Here is a 22,151-nt window from a genome sequence, read left to right as displayed (position 1 = left end):
ATGGCTGAAGAACTCTCTGCCGATTACCTCGTGATCGGCTCCGGCATCATCGGCTCCCTGGCCGCGCGCAAGCTGGCGCTGGCCGGCGCTTCGGTGCTGATCCTGGAAGCGGGTCCGCGCGTGTCGCGCGGCGAAATCGTCGCCCGTTTCCGCAACACGACGCGCCGCAGCGACTGGATGTCGCCGTATCCGTCCGTCGCCACGGCGCCGCATCCGATCTACCAGCCGAACGATAACGGCCACCTGGTGCAGGCCGGCCCGTACCCGTACCCGGCCGAATACATCCGCCAGTTCGGCGGTACTTCGTGGCACTGGGCCGCGCAGGCGTGGCGCAACGTGCCGAACGACTTCCGCATCCATACGCTGTACGGCGTGGGCGTGGACTGGCCCATCAGCTATGCAGACCTGGAGCCGTTTTACCAGGAAGCGGAAGACATCATGGGCGTTTCCGGGGCCGAGAACACGGGTTCGCCGCGCCAGCAGCCATTTCCGATGGATGCCGTGACGGAGCCATACGCCATGCGCCGCATCCGCGAACGCCTCGACCCCTCGTTCAATGTGGTCGGCAACACGGTGGCGCGCAACAGCGTCAGCTACGCTGGCCGTCCGGCCTGCTGCGGTAATAACAGCTGCCAGCCGATCTGCCCCATCGACGCGCAATACCATGGCGGCATCGCCGCGCAGCAGGCGGAAGACGCGGGCGTCAAGATCCTGTGCAACGCCAACGTCTACAAGCTGGAACACGACGCGCAGGGCTGCATCACGGCCGCGCTGTACTATGACGTGGACAAGAACAGCCATCGGGTCACGGCCAAGACCTTTATCCTGGCTGCCAACGGCATTGAAAGCCCCCGTTTGCTGCTCGTTTCCGCCTCGGACAAATACCCGAATGGCCTGGCCAATAGTAGCGACATGGTGGGCCGCAACCTGATGGACCACCCGAGCACCTCGATCACCTTCGATGCCGATGAAGACCTGTGGCTGGGCCGTGGCCCGCAAAGCCCCAATTCCATCAACACCATGCGCGATGGCGATTTCCGCAGCCAGCATTCGCCATACCGCCTGGACTTCACGAACATTTCACGCGTGGATGGCGCCACCAGGGAATTGATCGGCAAGGGCATCTTTGGCGCGGAATTCGAACAGCAGCTGCGTTTCCGTTCGGCGCGCGAAATGAGCTTGAAAAATGTGCTGGAAGTGCTGCCGAATCCGGAAAACCGCATTGCCCTCAGCAGCGAAAAGGACGCCATGGGCATCCCCAAGCCGCAGGCGCATTATGCGATCGACGACTACACGAAGCGTGGCCACGAGCGTTCGAAGCAGGACTTCGAGCAGATCGCCAAGCTGATGGGCGGCACCAATCTGCGCCACAGCAAGGAAGGCGTGTTTGCCAACAACCAGCACATCTGCGGCACCCTGTCGATGGGTTCCGACCCGGCCAAGGCCGTGTGCGACCAGTGGGGTCGCACCTTCGACCATGCCAACCTGTTCCTGTGCAGCACCGGCGTGCTGCCCACATCCGGCACCTGCAATTCGACGGAGAATGGCCTGGCCGTGGCACTGCGCACCGTCAAGCATATCCTCGACGAACAGGGAGGAACAGCATGATGGCGACTTTCAGAATGGCGGCTGGCGCCGCGCTGCTGTTCCTCGTGTCCTTGCCGGTGCTGGCGGCGGACGCCCCCGGCGCCGATGTACAGGCCATCGAACGTGGCCGCTACCTGGCCACGGCCGGAGACTGCATCGCCTGCCACAGCGTGCCGGGCGGCAAACCAATGGCGGGCGGGCTGGCCCTGGCCACACCGCTGGGCGCCATCGTCGCCACCAACATCACGCCGTCGAAAACGCATGGCATCGGCAACTACACCTTGCAGCAGTTTTCCGATGCGCTGCGCCGCGGCGTGCGGGCCGACGGCGCGCACCTGTACCCGGCCATGCCCTACACGGCTTATGCCAAGGTAACGGACGACGACACGGCTGCCCTGTACGCCTACTTCATGCATGCGGTGGCAGCGGTGGACACGGCGCCGGCAACACAGACGGACTTGCCGTTTCCGTTCAATATCCGCCTCTCGATGGCGGGCTGGAATTTGCTCTTCCTCGATACAAAACCGTTCGTGGCCGATACGTCGAAAAGCATGGAGTGGAACCGCGGCGCCTACCTGGCGCAAGGGCTGGCCCACTGCACCACCTGCCACACGCCGCGCAATGCGCTGATGGCCGAGCAACTGTCGAAAGAGCTGGGCGGCGCGGACCTGGGCACCTGGCATGCGCCGAACATCACCTCGGACGTCAACAGCGGCATCGGCAGCTGGAGCCAGCAAGACCTGGCCGACTACCTGCGCACGGGCCGCGCAGCGCACCGGGGCCAGGCGGCCGGACCGATGGCCGAAGCCATCGACCATAGCCTGAAGCACTTGAGCGATGCGGACTTGAACGCCGTGGCGCATTACCTGAAAAGCGTGCCGGCCATCCGCGACAAGGCGGACACGAAGCCGGTGACGCAATGGGGTCAGGCGGGCGACGCGTTGAATGCCATACGCGGCGTGCCGCTGCCGCAAAACCTGAACAAGATGTCGGGCGCGCAGCTGTACGATGCGCAGTGCGCCAGCTGCCACCAGGCCAGGGGTGAGGGCAGTTTCGATGGCAGTCTGCCGCCGCTGTTCCACAACTCGGTGACGGGTCGCAGCAACAGCAATAACCTGGTGATGGCGATACTCGATGGTGTGGAACGCCAGGATGGCAAGGGCAGTCATGCTGCGGGCCACGCTGTCAACCATGTCATGCCCGCCTTCCGCCAGAGCCTGTCGGACGAGCAGATCGTCACCTTGGGTAATTACGTGCAGAAGATGTACGGCAATCCCGCCATCAAGGTGACGGCGGAACAGGTGACCACCCTGCGCGACGGCGGCGCGCCGTCGAACCTGATCGGCTTGGCCCGCGCGGCCATCATCGTCGGCGTGCTGGTGCTGCTGGCCTTGCTGGTATGGTGGCGGGGACGTCGGCGCCGGCACGCATAAGCACCAACCGGTGGCAAAGGCTGGGGCCAGACTGGAAAGTCTGGCTTTTTTTTTACGTCGCAAAACTGCAACTCATTTGCATATGCGTAGATTATGTACTATCATTAGTTACATGAGACGCGACAGCAAACTATCATCGATCCTCCATGTGCTGCTGCACATGGCCCACGCGGGACGCCCGATGACGTCCGAGGAACTTTCCGGCTACCTGGACACCAACCCCGTGCTGGTGCGGCGCGTGATGGCCGGCTTGCGCGAGCGCGGCTACGTGGCGTCGGTCAAGGGCCATGGCGGCGGCTGGCGCATCGTCTGCGATCTGCACCGCGTGACCCTGCAAGACATTTACGTGGCCGTGGGTTCGCCCACCATGTTCGCCATGGGCAACCGCGTCGATCAGCCGGGTTGCCTGGTCGAGAAAGTGGTGAACCAGTCGCTGGCCGTCGCCTTCGACGAAGCCGAGGCGCTGCTGATCCAGCGCTTAGGCGCTGTCACCCTGGCCGACCTGGCCCAACGTTTCAGCCAACAATACGCCATACATCAAGGAGCAGCACATGCACATTCCTGAATCGCAGGGCGCGGACAGCGCCACGCCCGCCGCCGCATTCGACGCCACGTTTGATGCCACGTTCGACGCCATCATCATCGGTGGCAGCTACGCGGGCCTGTCCGCCGCCACGCAACTGGCGCGCGCCCGCCGCCGCGTGCTGGTCATCGACGGCGGCCAGCGCCGCAACCGCTACGCCAGCCATTCCCACGGTTTCCTGACCCGCGACGGCAGCGGGACGGCCGCCATCGCCGAAAAGGGCAAGGCGCAACTGCTGGCGTATCCCACCGTCACCTGGCGCGATGGCACGGCCGTGCAGGCGACAGCCTGCAGCGATGGCGATGGCTTCGACGTGACCCTGGCGGACGGCAATATCGTGCACGGCCGCCGCCTGGTGCTGGCCACCGGCGTAATCGACGAACTGCCGCCCGTCGATGGCCTGGCCGCGCGCTGGGGCCGTAGCGTCTTTCACTGCCCGTATTGCCACGGCTATGAGCTGGAGCAAGGCGCCATCGGCGTGCTGGCCACCGGCCCTCTGTCCATGCACCACGCGCTGATGCTGCCCGACTGGGGCAGAGTGACCTTTTTCCTGAATGGCGCCTTCGAGCCCGATGCGGCGCAACTGGCGCAACTGGATGCGCGCGGCGTGATGGTGGTACGCACGCCCGTCGCGCAGATCGACGGCGTGGCCGATGTAGTCATGGCGGACGGCAGCCGTCATGTGATGGCCGGCCTGTTCGTGGCGACCCGCACCCGCCTGGCCAGCGCCCTGGCCGGCGAATTGGGCTGCTTGCTGGAAGAGGGCCCCATGGGGCCGTTCGTGCACACCGACGAGCAAAAGGCCAGCAGCGTGCCCGGCGTCTTTTGCTGCGGTGACGCGGGGCGCATGGCCGGCAGCGTGGCGTTCGCGGTGGCCGATGGCGCCATGGCCGGCTTGGCAGCACACCGCTCGCTGATGTTCGGACTGGATCAGGCGGCAAAACCACCGTCGATCTTCAGCCCGGCGCCCGTGACGAACGCCGCTTCTGCGCTGGCCAGGTAAGCCACCATGCCGGCGATTTCATCGGCCGTGCCGTGGCGGGGCAGGGCCATCAGACCGTGCATCAGGTCCGCGAAGTCGCCCGTCGGCGGGTTCATGTCGGTGGCGACGGGGCCAGGCTCCACATTGTTGATGGTGATGCCGCGCGGCCCCAGGTCGCGTGACAGGCCTTGCGTCAGGCCGCTCAGCGCCGATTTGCTCATGGCGTAGGCGGCCGCGCCGCCGAATGGCATGCGGTGCGCATTCGTGCTGCCGATATTGATGATGCGCCCGCCCGTTTGCATGTGCGCCACGGCCGCCTTGATGGCGACGAACACGGCGCGCACGTTGACGTTCAAGGTCTTGTCGAAGTCTGCCAGCGAAAAATCATCGATGGCGCCGGGCAGGAACACGCCCGCATTGTTGACGAGGATATCCACACGGCCAAACTGCGCCGCCACCTTGTCGATGGCCGCCGTCAGGGCGGTGGCATCGGCCGCATCGGCTTGCACGCCCAAGGCCTTGCCGCCCGCTGCTTCCACTTTGGCGGCCAGCGCCTGTGCTTCGGCGGCGGAGCTTTGATACGTGAAGACGACGTTGGCGCCCTGGCTGGCAAGGCGGCGCACGATGGCGGCGCCGATGCCGCGCGAGCCGCCCGTGACAAAGGCGATCTTGTTTTGCAGTGGCAAAGAGGTGCTGGTGGTGGCTTGGGTTTGCATGATGGGCTTTCTGTGTGAGGAATTGAGAAGCTCAGTATCTGCCTTCCATTGCCTGAGCGCTAGTCGTGAATCATGACAATCACTTTCAACCATAGGTATCAAATGAGCGGGTAGAATAGGTGCATGGAAGCCCTCAATCACTTGCAATCCTTCGTGCTGTCTGCCGAGCTGGGCAGCTTTTCCGCGACCGCGCGCCGTCTCGGCCTGACGCCGGCGGCTGTCAGCAAGAACGTGGCGCGGCTGGAAGCGAGCCTGGGACTGCGGCTGTTCCAGCGCAGCACGCGTCGCCTGACCCTGACGGAAGGCGGCGAGCGTTTCCTGCAGCAGATAGGCGGCGCCCTGTCCACCTTGCACGAAGCCATCACCGGCGTGGCGGAAGAGGGCGGCCAGCCGGCCGGCATCCTGAAAATCAGCATGGCGCCGTCATTCGGGCGCAGCTACGTGGTTCCCCTGCTGGGCGACTTCATTGCGCGCTATCCGGGCGTGGTTCCCGACTGCCATTTCGACAACCGCCAGGTGGACTTGATCGGCGAAGGGTTTGACGTGGCCATCGGCGGCGGCATCGAGCTGACGCCCGGCGTGGTGGCGCGCGAACTGGGCCACGCGCACATCGTCGCCACGGCGTCGCCCGCCTTCATGCGCGGCAAGGCCATGCCAGGGCATCCGTCGGACCTGGCGCACTTCGACGGCGTGGCGCGCCGCTCGGCCGGCAGCGGTAGATTGCGCAGCTGGATATTGCGCAATGGCTCGGGCGGCGAAGGCGTGGCCGAATCCCGGCCGCGCGCCATCTTCGACGATCCGGAAGCGATGGCGCAGGCCGCCATCCTGGGCGTCGGCGTAGCGCTGCTGCCCATGCCGCATGCGCTGGCCCACTTGCGCAGCGGGGCGTTGATTCGTTTGCTGCCCGGCTGGCATGCCGATTCCGGCCCCCTGTCCGTGTACTATCCCAGCAAGAAGCTGCTGCCCGCGAAGACGCGCGTATTCGTCGATTTCCTGCTGGAGCAGTTCCGCCAGCGCGATTTCGCCGCGCAGATACAGCCCGATTAAGCAATGAAAATTTTCCATGCATAGTAACTACAGCCTGTTTTACACCTTGGACGGCGATCACCCTGCCTGCTTCCGGGAAGCGCGCGTGTTTGGCACGACCGTGTGGACGGCGGCCGGCGCGGCCATGACCTGGGGCGAAGAAACGCGCAATGGCTACGCTAGTGAGGCCGAAGCGTATGTCGCCTATGCCGCCCGTTGCCAGGCAGCGCTGGCCGACGGTTACACGCTGGCGCGTGAAAGCGCCGTCGACCCTGCCGTATTTGATTTCGCACTGTTGCAAACCCTGGTGGCGGATGCTGCGCGCCTGGCCTTTGGCGCCGTGCGCCGTGCGCATCCTGACCAGCACCTCAACGCTTTCGCGCTGGTGAGCGACGACAGCGCCATGACCATCGGCCCGATGGCGAATAGCCGCGAAGCGTTGGCCGCCTCGGAGTACGGCGAAGAAATGCTGTGGAATCCGGCCGAATGGGCGTTCGACGACGGCGGCGCGTACTTTGACAGCGCCTACCGTTTGCTCCTGCAGGCGCACCGCACGCTGCCTTTTGACGTCGATTCCGACACCTTCCGCACTGGTGTGTTCGACGCTTGCATCGCCGCGCTGGCGCAGCTCGATGCCGAAGGGGTGTTTGGTACCGGCGTGCAGCGCGACGAGGGCGTGCTGCTGTTTGAGGTCAGCGACAGCGAACCGCTGGAAGGCGCGCTGGCGCGCTTGAATCCGCCGGCCGTGGTGGCGCGGTTCGAGGCATGGATGGCCAGCTGGACAGAATGATGAGTGATGAGTGATGCTTACGCCGCCACCAGCCGGAGCCTCGTAATCTCCGCCGGCGCGCCGATGCGCTTGGGCGGGCCCCAATAACCGGTGCCGCGGCTGACGTAAATCCACAGGCGGCCTTGCCGGTGCAGTCCCGCAACATACGGCTGCTGCAGCGGCACGAACAAATTCCATGGCCAGAATTGGCCGCCGTGCGTGTGGCCGGACAGTTGCAGGTCGTAGCCGGCCGCTTCGGCCTTGGGGGCGCTGCGCGGCTGGTGCGCCAGCAGGATGCGGAGGATATCGGTTGGTGCGCCGGCGATGGCCGCTTGCGGGTCGCTTTTCTGGACCGGATCGAAGGCGGCGGCATTGAAGTCGGTGACGCCGGCCAGCGCCAGTCGCGCGCCGTCGTGGTCAAGAATCACATGCTCGTTCATCAGCACGCGCAAGCCCAGACGGCGAAATTCCGCCACCCACGGCGCGGCGCCCGAATAGTATTCGTGGTTGCCCGTGACGAGGAAGACGCCATGGCGCGCGTGCAGTTCGCCCAGTGGCGCCGTATGGCTGCCCAGTTGCGCCACCGTGCCATCGACCACGTCGCCGGTGATGGCGATGATATCCGCCCGCAGGCCGTTGGCGCGCGCGACGATGGCCTCCACGTAGGCGCGTTTGATCGTGGCGCCTACGTGGATGTCGCTCAATTGCACGATGCTAAAACCCTGCAATGCGGCGGGCAGGCCGGCGATGCGCACCTCGACCTCGCGCACGCGTGCCACCTTGCGGGCGTTGATGAAGCCGACGACGGTTGCCAGCAGCGCCAGGAGCAGCGTAGCCACGGCAGACGCCTGCGCGTGGGGGCGGGTGGCGGGAATCAGCATCAGCAGTGCGCGCAGCACGGTGAGCACGAACAGCGAGGAAAAAAAGCCCATGCACAGCGAGCCGGCCCAGCTCAAACGGTCGGCCAGGCGCGCATCGTTGGTGACGGCGCGGGCGAAGATTGTCATCGGCATGAGCATGGTCGAGGCCAGCAAGACCAGGCCGCCCAGCAGCCAGCCGGCCAGGCCGACGGGGAGCGATGGCAGCAGCAGCCAGCCCAGCAGGGCGTGCAGGGCGCCCAGTAGCATGGTGATGCGCAGCAGCGGCGTGCGGGTTGTCATGTCATGGTTCCAGAGGTGGGGCGTTCGGCACGGCGGATGCGATGCGGCGCCATCGCCGGCCGCAGATTATAGCCGACGCCCTGGAGACCGGCAGCCGCGGCGCCGTTCATTGGGCAATATGCAGTCCCAGCATGGCCAGCTTGCCGAAATCGACAGGTTTGGCGAAGTGCTCGTTGAACCCGCCCTGCAGGGCTGCCTGGCGGTCGTGTTCCTGGCCGTAGCCGGTCAGCGCCACGAGCAGGAATTGCTGCGGTATCGGCAGCTGGCGCATTTTGACGGCCACCTCGTAGCCGCTCATGTCGGGCAGGCCGATGTCGAGAAAGACGATGTCGGGCTTGAATTCCAAGGTGCGCTCGGCCGCTTGTGCACCCGTGTAGGCCGTGCGCACCGTGTGGCCGTACATTTCCAGCAATTCTGCCAGGGTGTCGGCCGCATCGCAGTTGTCGTCGACGACGAGGATGCGCTGGCTGCCGCCAGTGGCCGCTGGCGCCGGCGCTGGCGCGGCGGCAGGCAGCGGCACGTTGGCGTCGAGCGGCAGGATGACCTCGAAGGTGCTGCCCAGCCCCACGCCGGGGCTGCGCACGCTGACCTGGCCACCATGCAGCATCACCAGCTTGCGTACCAGCGACAGGCCGATGCCCAGGCCATCCTGCACCCGGTCGGGTGCGTGGCCGCTTTGCTCGAACATGCCGAAGATGCTGTCGATGCTGGCGGCGGCGATGCCGATGCCGTTGTCGCTCAGGCGGATACGCACCTTGTCGCCTTCGCGCCCGGCGCTAATGGCGATGCGCCCGCCCGGCGCCGTGAACTTGGCCGCGTTGAGCAGCAGGTTGGCGACGATCTGCGACAGGCGCACGGCGTCGCCGCAGACCCACAGTTCTTCCTGGGGCAGGCTTACGTCCAGTGCATGGCCGCGTGCTTCGACGCTGTGCGAACTCGTTTCCAGCGCGCTGCGGATGACGCTGGCCAGGCTCACGCTTTCCCATTGCAGCGAGATTTTACCCTGCGAAATGCGCGACACGTCGAGCAGGTCGTCCACCAGGCGCACCAGGTGATCCGTGTGGCGGGCGATGGTGCGGCGCGCATTGTCCTGCACGGCCGGCACGACGGGATCGAGCTTGCACAGCAGGGCCAGCGCCGTGCGGATGGGGCCCAACGGGTTGCGCAATTCGTGTGCCAGAGTGGCCAGGAATTCATCCTTGCGGCGGTCCACGTCGCGCAAAGCGCGCTCGACGCGGCCCAGGCGCAGCAGCGCCCTGACGTTGGCGATCAATTCATCCGCCTCGATCGGCTCTACCAGGTAATTGTCGGCGCCGCCGTCGAGGGCGCGGATTTTGTCGGCCGTGCCGATGCAGGAGGCCGACGTCTGCAGCACCAGGATGGTGTTCGTTTCGGCGCCGCCCTTCAATTGGCGGCACACTTCCAGGCCGTTGATGTCGGGCAGCTTGACGTCGAGGAGGATCAGGTTGGGGTGGTCCTGGCGGGCGCGCAGCAGCGCGTCGCCCCCGTTCGAGGCTTCGATGACCTTGAAGCCGGCGCGTTTGAGGATGCGCGACTTGGCGTAGCGGGCGCCATCGCTGTCATCAACGTTCAGGATCAGAGCATCGCTGTTGTTATCCGGTAGCATGCGCATTGTCCCAGGTGGTTGTGCCTTGCGGCGGAACCGGCTCTTGCCGGTGGTGTGGATTGCCGATCAGCGCGCGCAGGGTCGCCAGCAATTGCTGGCGCGGCAGCGGCTTGACATAGTAGGCGTCGGCGCCCAGGGCCAGACCCTTGCGCACGTCGTCGATCTCGGTGGCGACGATGACGGGAACCTGGCGCCGCAACGGATCGGTTTTCAGCTCGGCCAGCCACTGCCAAGCCGTCTCGCCGTGCAGCATGATGTCGAGGATGACGGCGGCAGGGCGCTGCTGTTCCCAGCGTTCCTGCGCTTCGCGCACGCTGCGCGCGGGAATGACGCGAAATTCGCTGCCGGCCAAGAATTTTTCATACAGCAGGCGGATGGGCGGATTGTCTTCCACCACCAGCACGCCGATGCGCTGGTCGTTGCCATTGTCGTTGGCCGGCGCGCACGGCGGCAGGCTGTCTTCGGGCGCATGGTAGCTGGTGGGCAGGACGACGGAAAACAGCGAGCCATATCCCGGCGTGCTTTCCACGGTCACCGTGCCATTGAGCAGGGTGGCCAGGTTGCGGCACAGGGGCAGGCCCAGGCCCGTGCCCTTGACCTTGCGCTGCATGTGGTTTTCCACCTGGCTGAATTCCTCGAAGATTAGCTGCACGTCTTCGGCGGCGATGCCCAGGCCCGTGTCGGAAACGGAAAAACGCATGGCATCCTGCTCCGGCAAGGGCGTGGCGCTGACGATGATGGTGCCCGCTTCCGTGAACTTCAGGGCGTTGGCGATGAAGTTGCGCAGGATTTGCGACAGCTTGCCTTCATCCGTGTGGATGTGTAGTGCCGGGCCTGGGTCGATGAAGGTCAATGTGAGCGACTCGGACACCAGCAGCGGGCGCAGCATGCCGCGCAGTGCGCTGAACAGGTCGGCGACAGGGAAACTGTTGGCGTGCACGTCGACCTTGCCCGCCTCGATCTTGGCCAGGTCCAGCAAGTCGTTCACCAGGTCGCTCAGGCTGACGGCGCTTTGCAGGATGAACAGCACCTGCTTTTCCTGTTCCTCGGACAGTTCGCCGTCGATGCGGTCGAGCAGCAGCTTGGACAGGGCGCGGATGGAGCTGAGCGGCGTGCGGAATTCATGGCTCATGTTCGACAGGAAGCGCGATTTCATCTGGTCGGCGCGGCGCAGGTGGTCGGCCTTTTCGTCCAGTTCCGCGACCAGCGCCACCACGCCCCGGTTGGTGTCTTCCAGTTCGCGCGTCAGCTGCAGCAGGTCGTCCTGGCGCGTTTTCAGTTCAGCCAGGGTGCTCAGCAGCTCGCGGTTCTGCTGCTGCACTTCGGAGAGCGTGATATCCGAGGGCAGCGCCCGCAGGCTGCCGGACAGCACGCCTATCATGCCTCCGTTGAGCAGGGGCGCGTCGCGCGGGAATAACTTGTGCAGCGTGATATGTGTGCCTTCCCCCGGTGTGCTATGGATGTGGCAGCGGTCCATCAGGCGCTGGGCGCCCAGGATGCCCAGTCCCATGCCCGTGCGCGAGCGGTAGGTGCCAGCCAGGATGTGCTGCAACTGCTGCGGCGCGATGCCGGGGCCCTGGTCCTCGATGCGGATGCTGAGCACCTGCGGCGCCGTCTGGCCGTCGATGGCGAAATGCACCTTGCCGCTGCCGGCGTAGTTGTAGACGTTGCGCGCCAGTTCCGACACGGCCGTGGCGATGCGCACCTGGTCTTGCACGGCGAAGCCGCACAGGGCGGCGATTTGCCGTGCGCGCTGGCGTGCTCCCACCACATCGAGTTCGCTGCCGATATGGGCCGTCAATATGCGCTGTGTCATGCCGCACCTGTCCCTTCTGCTATTGCGGCCAGGTGATCCTCATGTTCGCGCAGTACCACCACCGTGACGTCGTCGCGCCCACGCGCAAAATCGCGGTACAGCACGGCGGCGACCAGGCTGGGGTGGCATTGCGCCAGGCCCGGATACTGTTCCAGGTCCCAACGCGTGTGCAGGCCGTCCGAGTGCATGATCAGTGTCGTGCCAGTCTGCCAGGGATAGCAAAATTCCTGCACCTTGCGCAGATTGCTGCCGACGATGCCGTTATGCGACAGCAAATGCCGGCTCTGCTGCGCGTCGAAGGCGCAGGCGGCGATATTGCCCACGCCCGCATAGCGCAATTCGCGGCGCGCGCTGTCGATATGCGCCACCGCCAGCGCCGCGCCGCGCGTGGCGCGCAGGGCGGCGTGGGCCAGTTCGACGAAGGGCGCGGGCAGGGGCGCCAAGCCGGGCGTGTCGTGTTCCAGCAGGGAGCTGGCGCATTCCGAGGCACGTGCCGCCAGCGGGCCATGGCCCAGGCCATCGGCCACCATCAGGCTCAGTTCTTGGCCTTCGCACACCACGTTCCAGGCGTCGCCGCTCACCTGCTCCGATGCCAGCGGCAGGCACACAGCGCCGATTTGCCAGTTCGGGCTGGCCGGAATGGCGCTGCTGGCGTGCTGCCCCCACACCACCATCATGAGCACCGTGCCCTTGCCGGGCGCCGTGTACAGGTCGAATTCCTGGCTCAGGCGGCGTATCGCGCCCAGTCCCACGCCGTAGGTGCCGGTGGTGGAATGGCCATCTTGCATGTGCTGATGCACATTCGCCATGCCGGGACCATGGTCGATGGCCAGCACTTCGATGCCGCTGGTGCCGCCGCGCAGCACCTTGCGCAGCAGGATCTCGCCGCGCTGCGCGTGCTTGACGATGTTGGTGGCCGCTTCGCTGATGATGATGGCCAGCTGGCCCGTGCGCACGTCGTCAAAGCCGATGTGGCGCGCCAGTTCGTTGCCGGCGCGGCGGGCCGCGGCGATTTCGCTCGGTTCGCCGATGGGGAAACTGCGTTGCCTGGCAATGTCAGGGGCTTGCTCGATGTGGTTCAAAACAGCTTCCATTTCGCGATAGTGACCGTGGTGCCCGCGCCGGGCACCGTGTCGATGTGAAAGGCGTCGGCCAGGCGCTTGGCGCCACCCAGCCCCAGTCCCAGCCCGCCGCCGCTGGTGTAACCATCGGTCAGCGCCAGGGCGATATCTTCGATGCCAGGACCCGCATCGACAAAACGCAGTTCCAGGCCCTGGCGCGCGCCATCGCTGACACGCGCGATGCGCGCTTCGCCGCCGCCACCGTAGCGCAGGGTGTTGCGCGCCAGTTCGCTCGCCGCCGTGATGATCTTGGTCTGTTCGATCAGGCCAAAACCCATGGCGACCATGTTGTCGCGTACTTGCTTGCGCAGCCGCACGACGTCTTCATCGCTGTGCAGGGGCAGCACCTGTTGCATTTGCTGCACTGCGGCCTGCGCCCGCTGCTGTGCCGGTGCGCCTAGCACGGCGCCCCCGTCATGCGCATGCACCGCCCCGTTCCAGCAGCCTGATACCTCGTTCCATGTTCAGCGCCGTGCTCACGCCTTCCAGCGTCAGGCCCAGTTCCACCAGGGTGATGGCGACGGCCGGCTGCATGCCGACGACCACGGTGTGTGCGTCGAGGATTTTCGCCATCGCCGCCGTGTTGCTGATCATGCGGCCGATGAAGGAGTCGACGATGTCGAGCGCGGAAATGTCGATCAGCACGCCCGTGGCGCGGTCCGTCACAATGCGGGTGGTCAGGTCATCCTGCAAGGTCATCGCCAGGCGGTCATGCATGTCGACCTGGATCGTCACCAGCAACAGCCGGCCCATGCGTAAAATGGGGATTCTTTCCATAGGCGCCTCAGTGTTGTTGCTGCTGGTAGGTGATGCTGGAGCCCGTGCGTTTCAGGGCCACGACGAAGGCGTCGGCCAGGGTGGCCTTGGTCATCACGTCTTCCAGGTTCACGCCCAGGTGCACGATGGTTTGCGCGATCTGCGGGCGGATGCCGCTGATGATGCAATCGGCGCCCATCAGGCGCGCGGCGGCGACGGTTTTCAGCAGGTGCTGCGCCACCAGGGTGTCGACGGTGGGCACGCCCGTGATGTCGATGATGGCGATCAGGGCGCCTGTATCAACGATCTTTTGCAGCAGGCTTTCCATCACCACTTGCGTGCGGGCGCTGTCGAGGGTGCCGATCAGGGGCAGGGCCAGCACGTTTTGCCACAGTTGCACCACGGGCGTGGACAGTTCCAGCAATTCCTGTTGCTGGCGCAGAATCACCTGTTCGCGCGCCTTCTGGTAGATGGCGATGGTCAGCAGGCCCAGCTCGTCAAACAGCTTGCTGGTGCCGATGATGGCGTCGCCCAGCTGCTGCGGCTGCGCCGTGATTTCCTTGCGCAGATAGGCGAATAGCGGCTCCTTGAGGGCAAACATGAAGCTGGCCGTGTCGATCGGCGAATAGCCCTGGCGCACGCGCGATTGCGATATTTCGGCGAGCAGCTGGCGTGTGTCGTCCCAGGCGCCGCCTTCGATGTCGAATGCGTCGCCGCTGTCGAGTGCGCCCGCCAGCAGCGGCAGCAATTGCGCTGCCTGCTGGCGCAGCTCGTTTTCCGCAATCTTGTCGCGCCGCACCAGACGCGCGACCAGGCCGGCCATCCAGCCGTCCAGCAGTTCCGTGTGATGCTCGCTGATGATGCTGGCCAGTTGCTGCGCCTGGCCCGTGCCCGTCTTGACCGTGTCCGTCTTCATTTTCATGCTCATCCTTCGCTGGAGTGTAGGGTGCGGCACGGCCGCAAACGGGCACGCGCTGTGATGAATAAATTATAGGCAGGCATGGTCGTAGCTTGTGTTCTGTGCCGCACATAGTGGCGCATGTCGATCCAGATTTCCGCAGAAAAAACTGACACTTTAAAGATGTATATTATTTGCATGTTTAAATAAATTCCGCTACACTGGCAACACTCAACAAGAGAAACACGCCATGAATATCGATAAATTCAAACAACAGCACCTGGCCATCCTGGCCTCCATTGATGGCTTGCGCCAGCTGGCGCGCGGCGGCGTTGCCGCACAGGCGCAGGCGATTGCCGAACAGATCATTGCCATGAGCGGCTTGATCAAGCTGCACCTGGCCGTCGAGCAGCGCTACCTGTATCCAGCCGCGCAAGCCTCCGGCGTGGCCAAGGTGGCGCAGCTGGGCCGCCAGTACGAAAACGAGATGCACGGCATCGCCGGCGCCTACCTGGATTTCGCCGGCCGCTGGAATACGCCAGTGCGCCTGGCAGCCGAACCGGATGCCTTCCGCAGCGAAGCCAATACCGTGCTGCACGCGTTGTACCAGCGCATGCGGCGCGAAGACCACGAGCTGTATCCAGCGGTAGAGACGCTGGCATAACACCGATTCATGACATACACACAGGAGTTTTACATGCTGACCCAAGAACAACGCGCCATCATCACGGCCACCGTCCCCATCCTCGAACAGGGCGGTGAAGCGCTGACGCGCCATTTCTACAAGAATCTGTTCCGCGACCATCCCGAAGTGCTGCCGTACTTTAACCAGGCGCACCAGCACAGCGGCGACCAACAGCGCGCGCTGGCCAATGGCGTGTTGATGTATGCCAAACATATCGATAAACTGGATGCGCTGGGCGACCTGGTGGCCACCATCGTCAACAAGCACGTGGCCCTGCAGATCCGCGCCGAACACTATCCGCTGGTGGGCGCCAGTCTGCTGCAGGCCATCCGCGAAGTGCTGGGCGCCGAGGTGGCCAGCGATGCCGTCATCGATGCCTGGGGTGCGGCCTACGGCCAGCTGGCCGACATCCTGGCCGGCGAGGAAGGGCGCATCTACAAGGCACAGGCCGCCGCGCCCGGTGGCTGGAGCGGCGCGCGCGACTTCATCGTGCAGGGCAAGAGCGTGGAAAGCGACGAGATCACGTCCTTCCTGCTGGCGCCCGCCGATGGCCAGCCCGTGCTCGACTTTGCGCCAGGCCAGTATATCGGCGTGCTGGCCAGCGTCGATGGCGTGCCCATGCGCCGCCAGTACTCCTTGTCTGCTGCCAGCAATGGCCAGACTTATCGCATCAGCATCAAGCGCGAGCAGGGTGGCAAGGTGTCCAATTTCTTCCACGACCACGTGCAGGCGGGCGATACCGTGCAGCTGACGCCGCCATCGGGCGACTTCGTGCTGATGGACAGCGACAAGCCGCTGGTGCTGATCAGCGGCGGTGTGGGCATCACGCCGACCCTGGCCATGTTGACGGCCGCCCTGCGTGGCAAGCGTCCCGTGCATTTCATCCACGCGGCGCGCAACCAGGGCGTGCATGCGTTTCGCCAGCAGATCGACGCACTGGCCGCGCAGCACCCGCAGTTGCAGCGCTATTACTGCTACGCGGAACATGCTGGCGAACAAGAGGCTCCGGACGCTGTCGGCTTGCTCAATAAAGAGAACCTCGACCACTGGCTGCCGGCCTCGCGCGACGTCGATGCCTACTTTCTGGGACCGCAGCCTTTCATGCGCGCCGTCAAGCGATACTTGCGCGAGCTGGGCGTGCCGGAACAACAGACGCACCATGAATTCTTCGGACCGGCAGCCGCGCTGAACTGACCTTGCCTGCCTTGTGTTGTTCCTTGTGTTGCTCCTGCGAGAAAAAATCGCTGCCGTAAGGGGCGGGTAAGTCTCGCGCTGTACTGTGAATCCAAGCTCGCATAAAAGAGCACGCTTTTACATAACAGGAGGCAACACAATGCATGACGATCTGGTTCAGAAAATCAAGGGCGATCCCAACTACCATCAACTGCTCAAGGTACGCTCCCGCTTCGGCTGGGTGCTGACGGGCCTGATGATGCTGGTGTACTACGGCTACATCCTGCTCATCGCCTTCAACAAGGAATTTCTTGCCACTAAAACGGGCACCGGGGTGATGACCTGGGGCATGCCGATCGGCCTGTTCGTGATTGTGTTTACCGTGGTGATCACCGGCATTTATGTGCGCCGCGCCAACAAGCAATTCGACGACTTGACCAGCGCCATCCAGGCACGGGTGCAAGCATGAACCGCGCCCCATCGATGCAACGCAAACTCAGCTGCCTGGCAGCCTTGACCTTGCTGGCGAGCGTCAGCAACAGCGTGCTGGCGGCCGGCGCCGACCTGGGCCAGGCAGTCAAGCAGCCGACCAACTGGACGGCGATCATCATGTTCGCCGCCTTCGTCATCTTCACCCTGTTCGTCACTAAATGGGCGGCCGCGAAGACCAAGTCGGCTTCCGATTTCTACACGGCTGGCGGCGGCATCACAGGCTTCCAGAATGGCCTGGCCATTGCGGGCGACTATATGTCGGCCGCCTCCTTCCTCGGCATTTCCGCCGCCGTCTTCCTCAACGGCTATGACGGCCTGATCTACGCCATCGGTTTTCTCGTCGGCTGGCCCATCATCACCTTCCTGATGGCCGAGCGCCTGCGCAACCTGGGCCGCTACACGTTTGCCGACGTGGCCGCCTACCGCTTCAAGCAGGCGCCGATCCGCATTTTCTCGGCTTCCGGCACGCTGGTCGTGGTGGCGTTCTACCTGATCGCGCAGATGGTGGGCGCGGGTCAGTTGATCAAGCTGCTGTTCGGCCTGGAATACTGGATCGCTGTCGTCCTGGTCGGTACATTAATGATGATCTACGTGCTATTTGGCGGCATGACGGCCACCACCTGGGTGCAGATCATCAAGGCCGTGATGCTGCTGGGCGGCGCCACCTTCATGGCCGTGGCCGTGCTGGCGCAATTCAACTTCAGCCCGGAAGCGCTGTTCGCCAAGTCGGTGGACGTGCATGCCACCAAGGAAGCCATCATGGGGCCCGGTTCCTTCATCAAGGACCCGATCTCGGCTATCTCGTTCGGCATGGCGCTGATGTTCGGTACGGCAGGCTTGCCGCACATCCTGATGCGTTTCTTCACGGTGCCGAGCGCCAAGGAAGCGCGTAAATCCGTGTTCTGGGCCACCACCTGGATTGCCTACTTCTACATTCTGACCTTCATCATCGGCTTTGGCGCCATCGTGCTGGTGAGCACCAATCCCGAGTTCAAGGATGCTGCCGGCAAGCTGCTGGGCGGTAATAACATGGCGGCCGTGCATCTGGCCAAGGCCGTGGGTGGCAACGTCTTCCTCGGCTTCATGTCGGCGGTCGCGTTTGCCACTATCCTGGCCGTCGTGGCGGGCTTAACGCTGTCGGGCGCGTCGGCCGTGTCGCACGATCTGTATGCCACCGTCATCAAGAAGGGCAAGGCCACGGGCGCCAACGAATTGAAAGTGTCGCGCGTGACGACCATCGTGCTGGGCATTATTGCCGTGGTGCTGGGCATCGCCTTTGAAAAGCAGAATATCGCCTTCATGGTCTCGCTGGCCTTCGCCATCGCCGCTTCGGCCAACTTCCCCGTGCTGTTCATGTCGGTGCTGTGGAAAGACTGCACCACGCGGGGCGCCACCATCGGCGGCTTCCTGGGCTTGACCACGGCCGTGGCGCTGACGGTGGTATCGAAGTCCGTGTGGGTCGACGTGCTGGGCCACCCGGCGGCGTTGTTCCCATACGCCTCGCCGGCGCTGTTCTCGATGACGGCAGGCTTTGTCGGCATCTGGCTGTTCTCGGTGCTCGACAAGAGCCCGCGCGCGCGCATCGACCGCGCCGGTTACGAAGCGCAGCAAATGCGTTCGGAAACGGGCATCGGTGCGGCAGGCGCCAGCGCGCACTAAGCTGATCCTGTCGCGGTAGAAATGCACAATGCACAATGCCCGGTTCGCCGGGCATTGTTGTTTTAGCGCACAGCAATAATGTGCTTACCTTCGGGCTTACTTGGCCAGATGCAGGGGAATCACGCCCGCCGCCAGCGCGGGGACATTGCCTGCTGGCTCCAGAATGGTTGCCAGGGTCACCGTGTCGAGCACGGCCAGGAAGGCGCCCGTGGCCTGGCCCAGCTTGGCCTTCAGCAGGCAGTCTGGCGTCAGCGGGCAGGTATTGTTTTCCTTGTTAAAACATTCCGCCATGAAAAAATCGTTTTCCGTTTCGCGCACCACCGTGCCGATATTGATGTCGGCCGGGTCGCGCGCCAAGCGCAGGCCGCCGTTGCGCCCACGCACGGTTTCCACGATGCCTGACAGGCCCAGCTGGTGCACCACCTTCATCAGGTGATTTTTCGAGATGGAATGCAGGTCGGCAATGTCCTGGATGGTCACAAGCCGGTCGCGGTGCACGCCCAGGTACATCAAAGTGCGCAGGGTATAGTCGGTATAGGCAGTCAATCGCATGGGGGTCGCTTATAAAGATGTGGATTACATCTTTGTTTCAAGCCGCCAGGATACAGGAGAGTGCCCGGTCATCGCCACCGTCATGTGTGTTGCCTCGTCACTTTTCAGCCTGGAAAGACAAATTTGGTTGCCTTTCGCTTAAATGCGTAGTAAATTTTCATATTGTTGCCCTGGCAAACAGCGTGCAAGCCCTTAGCGGCCCTTTGGACGTGAATTTTATTGATGAAAATCAAGAGGATGGTGAGACGGTAAGGTAAATTTACTACAAAATGGATGATGGGCGTTTCCCGGGCCGGGGAGCGCGTACTACGCAATCTGTGCGGTGCCGCCGTGGCCGCCCCAGGAAATGAATACCATGCAAATGAATGAAGTGAAAGACGAGCTGCTGAGCAGCGATATCCGCCAGCTGGGCCGTCTGCTGGGCGACGCCATCCGCAACCATTTGGGCGATCCCGCTTTCGAGCGCATCGAACATGTGCGCCAGCTGGCCATCCGTTTCCGCCGCGACAATGATGAAGCGGCGCGCGCGCAACTGTCGGACGCGCTGCAAGCGCTATCGCAGGAAGAAACCACGCAATTGACGCGCGCTTTCAGCTATTTCTCGCTGCTGGCCAATATTGCAGAAGACCAACATCACATCCGCCGCACGCGCGCCCATTTGATTGCCGGTTCGCCGCCGCGCCAGGGTAGTCTCAGCCATGCCGTCGGCAATGTGTTCGATGCGGGCAAGGCCGATGCGCTGGAGACGTTCTTTGAAGATGCGTTTGTCAGCCCCGTCTTCACGGCGCATCCGACGGAAGTGCAGCGCAAGAGTATCCAGAATTGCCAGATGGCCATCGCGCGCCTGTTGAGCGAGCGCGACCGCGTGCAAATGACGCCGGAAGAGGCCGAGCAAAACGAAGAAGCGCTGGGCCGCGGCATCGTCACGCTGTGGCAGACGCGTCTGCTGCGTACGAGCAAACTGTCCGTCATGGATGAAGTGGCCAATGGCCTGTCGTTCTACGACCACACCATCCTGCGCGAACTGCCGAAGCTGTATTCCTCGCTGGAAACCATGCTGGCCCAGCGCGATGCCCGTTGGGAAGATGCGGAATTACCGAATTTTATGAAGGTCGGCAGCTGGATAGGCGGCGACCGCGACGGCAATCCGTTTGTCACGGCCGACATCCTGCGCAGCACCCTGCAGACGCAGGCTGACAAGGTGCTCGACTTTTACCTCGGCGAATTGCGCAAGCTCGCTTCCCAGCTGTCGCTGGCGCAAATATTGAACGCCTGTAGCGAGCCGCTGCGCGCGCTGGCCGAACGCTCGGCCGACGCGTCGCCGCACCGTGTCGACGAGCCGTACCGCCGCGCCCTGCATGGCATTCATGCGCGCCTGGATGCCACGCGCGTGGTGCTTTCTGGCAAGGGCAAGCAAGCCGAAGGCGTGCAGCCCTACGCTGCCGCGTTTGAATTGCTGGCCGACCTGGACGTGGTCCAGCATTCGCTCGTCAGCAATGGCTTGCGCGCGCTGGCGCGTGGCCGGCTGCGCCAGCTGCGCCGCGCCGTCAAGGTTTTCGGCTTTTCGCTGGCGCCGCTGGACTTGCGCCAGAATTCCGACGTGCACGAGCGTATCGTGGGCGAACTGTTCGCCGGTGCCCAGCCGGGCCTCGTGTATCTGGACCTCGATGAAGAGCAGCGCATCGCCGTGCTGCTGGCCGAACTCGAGTCGCCACGCCTGCTGACGTCGCCGTATGCGCAGTACTCCGAGGAAACCACCTCCGAACTCGACATCTTCCGCGCCGTGCGCGAAGCCCACGTCAAATATGGCAAGGAATCGGTGCCGAACTGCATCATCTCGAAGGCTGCCAGCGTCTCGGACTTGCTGGAAGTGGCCTTGCTGCTGAAAGAAGTGGGCTTGCTGCGCCAGGACAGCCGCGAAGTGGACGTCAACATCATTCCCCTGTTCGAGACCATCGACGACTTGCGCGCCGGCCCCGCCATCATGGCGCGCGCGTTTGGCTTGCCGTTCTACCGGGGCTTGCTTGAGTCGCGTGCGGACCAGCAGGAAGTCATGCTCGGCTACTCGGACAGCAACAAGGACGGCGGCTTCCTCACCTCCGGCTGGGAACTCTACAAGGCCGAGATCGAGCTGGTGACGGTATTTAAAGAATATCAAATCAAGCTGCGTCTGTTCCACGGCCGCGGCGGTTCCGTCGGACGTGGCGGCGGCCCCAGCTACGAAGCCATCCTGGCCCAGCCAGCGGGCGCCGTGCAAGGGCAAATCCGTTTGACGGAGCAGGGCGAAGTCATCACGGCCAAGTATGCGAACCCGGAAGTGGGGCGCCGCAACCTGGAAGTGCTGGTGGCCGCCACCATCCAGTCGACCCTGCTGCCGCAGGCACAGCTGCAACCGAAGGCCTCGGCCGGAGCGGGCCACCTGGCCGCGATGGAAGAGCTGTCCGGCACGGCCTTGAACGCCTACCGCGACCTCGTGTATGGCACGGAAGGATTCGAACAGTATTTCTGGGAATCGACGGTGATCGCGGAAATTGCCGCGCTCAATATCGGCAGCCGTCCCGCGTCGCGCAAGAAATCCACGTCCATCGAGGATTTGCGCGCCATTCCCTGGGTCTTGAGCTGGGCGCAATGCCGCTTGATGCTGCCGGGCTGGTTCGGCTTTGGTTCCGCCGTGCAAGCCTACCTGGCCGCCCATCCGGCGGACGGCGCGGACGTGCTGCGCGGCATGTACACGGATTGGCCCTTCTTCACGTCCTTGCTGTCAAACATGGATATGGTCCTGGCCAAGAGCGACATCGCGATTGCCGGCAAGTATGCGGAACTGGTCAAGGACAAGGCCTTGCGCGATGCCATCTTTACCCGCATCCGCGCCGAATACGCGGCCACGCTGGACGCCTTGAAACTGATCACGGGCCAGGAAGAGTTGCAGCAAGCCAACCCGCTGATGCAGCGCTCGATACGCAACCGTTTCCCCTACATCGACCCGCTCAATCACGTGCAGGTAGAGCTGTTGAAACGTTTCCGCGAAGGCAAGCAGGATGCGGCGGCGCGCACGGGCATCCATTTGTCGATCAACGGCATCGCTGCAGGCTTGCGCAATAGCGGCTAATTGATTC

The 22,151-nt window shown here is 63.9% G+C and carries 20 protein-coding genes; 11 read left to right on the top strand and 9 right to left on the bottom strand.

The features are described from left to right. The 4 genes from ACQ4W7_RS04055 to ACQ4W7_RS04040 all read left to right on the top strand — a co-directional run bounded on the left by ACQ4W7_RS04055 (window position 1) and on the right by ACQ4W7_RS04040 (window position 4,606). Window positions 1–1,608 (top strand): GMC family oxidoreductase, encoded by a 1,608-nt coding sequence (locus tag ACQ4W7_RS04055; RefSeq protein ID WP_436528627.1) that lies wholly within the window; start codon window positions 1–3, stop codon window positions 1,606–1,608. Continuing rightward, entirely contained in the window at window positions 1,605–3,020 is a 1,416-nt protein-coding gene (locus tag ACQ4W7_RS04050) for a c-type cytochrome (protein ID WP_436528625.1), read from the top strand. Before ACQ4W7_RS04055 ends, ACQ4W7_RS04050 begins: the two co-directional genes overlap by 4 nt. A 112-nt stretch (window positions 3,021–3,132) precedes the next feature. Beyond that, window positions 3,133–3,585: an RrF2 family transcriptional regulator gene (locus tag ACQ4W7_RS04045; RefSeq protein ID WP_436528623.1), complete on the top strand. Its 453-nt coding sequence runs from the start codon at window positions 3,133–3,135 to the stop codon at window positions 3,583–3,585. After that, entirely contained in the window at window positions 3,572–4,606 is a 1,035-nt protein-coding gene (locus ACQ4W7_RS04040; RefSeq protein ID WP_436528621.1) for an NAD(P)/FAD-dependent oxidoreductase, read from the top strand. The genes ACQ4W7_RS04045 and ACQ4W7_RS04040 overlap by 14 nt, the downstream gene beginning before the upstream one ends. On the opposite strand, the gene ACQ4W7_RS04035 is transcribed toward ACQ4W7_RS04040, so the two are convergent. After that, on the bottom strand, window positions 4,534–5,301 hold the full coding sequence (locus ACQ4W7_RS04035; RefSeq protein ID WP_426071357.1) for an SDR family oxidoreductase: 768 nt from the start codon (window positions 5,299–5,301) through the stop codon (window positions 4,534–4,536). The genes ACQ4W7_RS04040 and ACQ4W7_RS04035 overlap by 73 nt on opposite strands. A 123-nt stretch (window positions 5,302–5,424) precedes the next feature. Here ACQ4W7_RS04035 and ACQ4W7_RS04030 point away from each other — a divergent pair, with 123 nt between their 5' ends. Together ACQ4W7_RS04030 and ACQ4W7_RS04025 are read left to right on the top strand one after the other, a co-directional pair. Continuing rightward, a complete protein-coding gene (locus ACQ4W7_RS04030; protein WP_436528619.1) occupies window positions 5,425–6,348 on the top strand; it encodes a LysR family transcriptional regulator in 924 nt (307 codons plus the stop codon). A gap of 16 nt (window positions 6,349–6,364) precedes the next feature. Further along, on the top strand, window positions 6,365–7,117 hold the full coding sequence (locus ACQ4W7_RS04025) for a DUF4303 domain-containing protein (protein ID WP_436528617.1): 753 nt from the start codon (window positions 6,365–6,367) through the stop codon (window positions 7,115–7,117). Window positions 7,118–7,134: 17 nt separating this feature from the next. Here the strand turns inward: ACQ4W7_RS04025 and ACQ4W7_RS04020 are convergent, their stop codons facing one another. The 7 genes from ACQ4W7_RS04020 to ACQ4W7_RS03990 all read right to left on the bottom strand — a co-directional run bounded on the left by ACQ4W7_RS04020 (window position 7,135) and on the right by ACQ4W7_RS03990 (window position 14,498). Then, window positions 7,135–8,256, bottom strand: a complete 1,122-nt coding sequence (locus ACQ4W7_RS04020) for a metallophosphoesterase (RefSeq protein WP_436528615.1) — start codon at window positions 8,254–8,256, stop codon at window positions 7,135–7,137. A gap of 106 nt (window positions 8,257–8,362) precedes the next feature. Next, a complete protein-coding gene (locus tag ACQ4W7_RS04015; RefSeq protein ID WP_436528613.1) occupies window positions 8,363–9,883 on the bottom strand; it encodes an ATP-binding response regulator in 1,521 nt (506 codons plus the stop codon). Further along, window positions 9,870–11,699, bottom strand: coding sequence for an ATP-binding protein (locus tag ACQ4W7_RS04010; protein WP_436528610.1), 1,830 nt, complete (start codon window positions 11,697–11,699; stop codon window positions 9,870–9,872). Before ACQ4W7_RS04010 ends, ACQ4W7_RS04015 begins: the two co-directional genes overlap by 14 nt. Next, the gene (locus tag ACQ4W7_RS04005; RefSeq protein ID WP_436528608.1) at window positions 11,696–12,781 is read right to left on the bottom strand and encodes an ATP-binding SpoIIE family protein phosphatase; all 1,086 of its coding nucleotides are present in this window, start codon (window positions 12,779–12,781) and stop codon (window positions 11,696–11,698) included. Before ACQ4W7_RS04005 ends, ACQ4W7_RS04010 begins: the two co-directional genes overlap by 4 nt. After that, window positions 12,778–13,176 carry an ATP-binding protein gene (locus ACQ4W7_RS04000; RefSeq protein ID WP_426071373.1) on the bottom strand — a complete coding sequence of 133 codons (399 nt, stop codon included), beginning with the start codon at window positions 13,174–13,176 and terminating at the stop codon, window positions 12,778–12,780. Before ACQ4W7_RS04000 ends, ACQ4W7_RS04005 begins: the two co-directional genes overlap by 4 nt. A gap of 58 nt (window positions 13,177–13,234) precedes the next feature. Continuing rightward, window positions 13,235–13,597, bottom strand: a complete 363-nt coding sequence (locus tag ACQ4W7_RS03995; RefSeq protein WP_426071350.1) for an STAS domain-containing protein — start codon at window positions 13,595–13,597, stop codon at window positions 13,235–13,237. A 7-nt stretch (window positions 13,598–13,604) separates the two neighbouring features. After that, on the bottom strand, window positions 13,605–14,498 hold the full coding sequence (locus tag ACQ4W7_RS03990; protein ID WP_426071349.1) for an STAS domain-containing protein: 894 nt from the start codon (window positions 14,496–14,498) through the stop codon (window positions 13,605–13,607). A 226-nt stretch (window positions 14,499–14,724) separates the two neighbouring features. Here ACQ4W7_RS03990 and ACQ4W7_RS03985 point away from each other — a divergent pair, with 226 nt between their 5' ends. The 4 genes from ACQ4W7_RS03985 (at window position 14,725) to ACQ4W7_RS03970 (ending at window position 18,483) form a co-directional block, all read left to right on the top strand. After that, a complete protein-coding gene (locus ACQ4W7_RS03985; RefSeq protein ID WP_436528605.1) occupies window positions 14,725–15,138 on the top strand; it encodes a hemerythrin domain-containing protein in 414 nt (137 codons plus the stop codon). Between the two features lie 33 nt (window positions 15,139–15,171). Next, window positions 15,172–16,353 carry an NO-inducible flavohemoprotein gene (gene hmpA / locus ACQ4W7_RS03980; RefSeq protein WP_436528603.1) on the top strand — a complete coding sequence of 394 codons (1,182 nt, stop codon included), beginning with the start codon at window positions 15,172–15,174 and terminating at the stop codon, window positions 16,351–16,353. A 139-nt stretch (window positions 16,354–16,492) separates the two neighbouring features. Further along, complete coding sequence (locus tag ACQ4W7_RS03975; RefSeq protein ID WP_426071346.1) at window positions 16,493–16,801, top strand: DUF485 domain-containing protein; 309 nt, start codon at window positions 16,493–16,495, stop codon at window positions 16,799–16,801. Beyond that, window positions 16,798–18,483, top strand: coding sequence for a cation acetate symporter (locus tag ACQ4W7_RS03970; RefSeq protein ID WP_436528601.1), 1,686 nt, complete (start codon window positions 16,798–16,800; stop codon window positions 18,481–18,483). Before ACQ4W7_RS03975 ends, ACQ4W7_RS03970 begins: the two co-directional genes overlap by 4 nt. Before the next feature lie 96 nt (window positions 18,484–18,579). Here the strand turns inward: ACQ4W7_RS03970 and ACQ4W7_RS03965 are convergent, their stop codons facing one another. After that, complete coding sequence (locus ACQ4W7_RS03965; protein ID WP_426071344.1) at window positions 18,580–19,035, bottom strand: RrF2 family transcriptional regulator; 456 nt, start codon at window positions 19,033–19,035, stop codon at window positions 18,580–18,582. Between the two features lie 355 nt (window positions 19,036–19,390). On the opposite strand from ACQ4W7_RS03965, the gene ppc reads away from it, so the two are divergent. Beyond that, window positions 19,391–22,144, top strand: coding sequence for a phosphoenolpyruvate carboxylase (gene ppc / locus ACQ4W7_RS03960; protein WP_436528598.1), 2,754 nt, complete (start codon window positions 19,391–19,393; stop codon window positions 22,142–22,144). The last annotated feature ends 7 nt before the right edge of the window (window positions 22,145–22,151 follow it).

This window comes from Janthinobacterium algoris, assembly GCF_051380935.1.
Lineage (GTDB): Bacteria > Pseudomonadota > Gammaproteobacteria > Burkholderiales > Burkholderiaceae_D > Janthinobacterium.
Note: the sequence above shows the minus strand (reverse complement) of the source record. Positions and strands in the feature narration are given on the sequence as shown.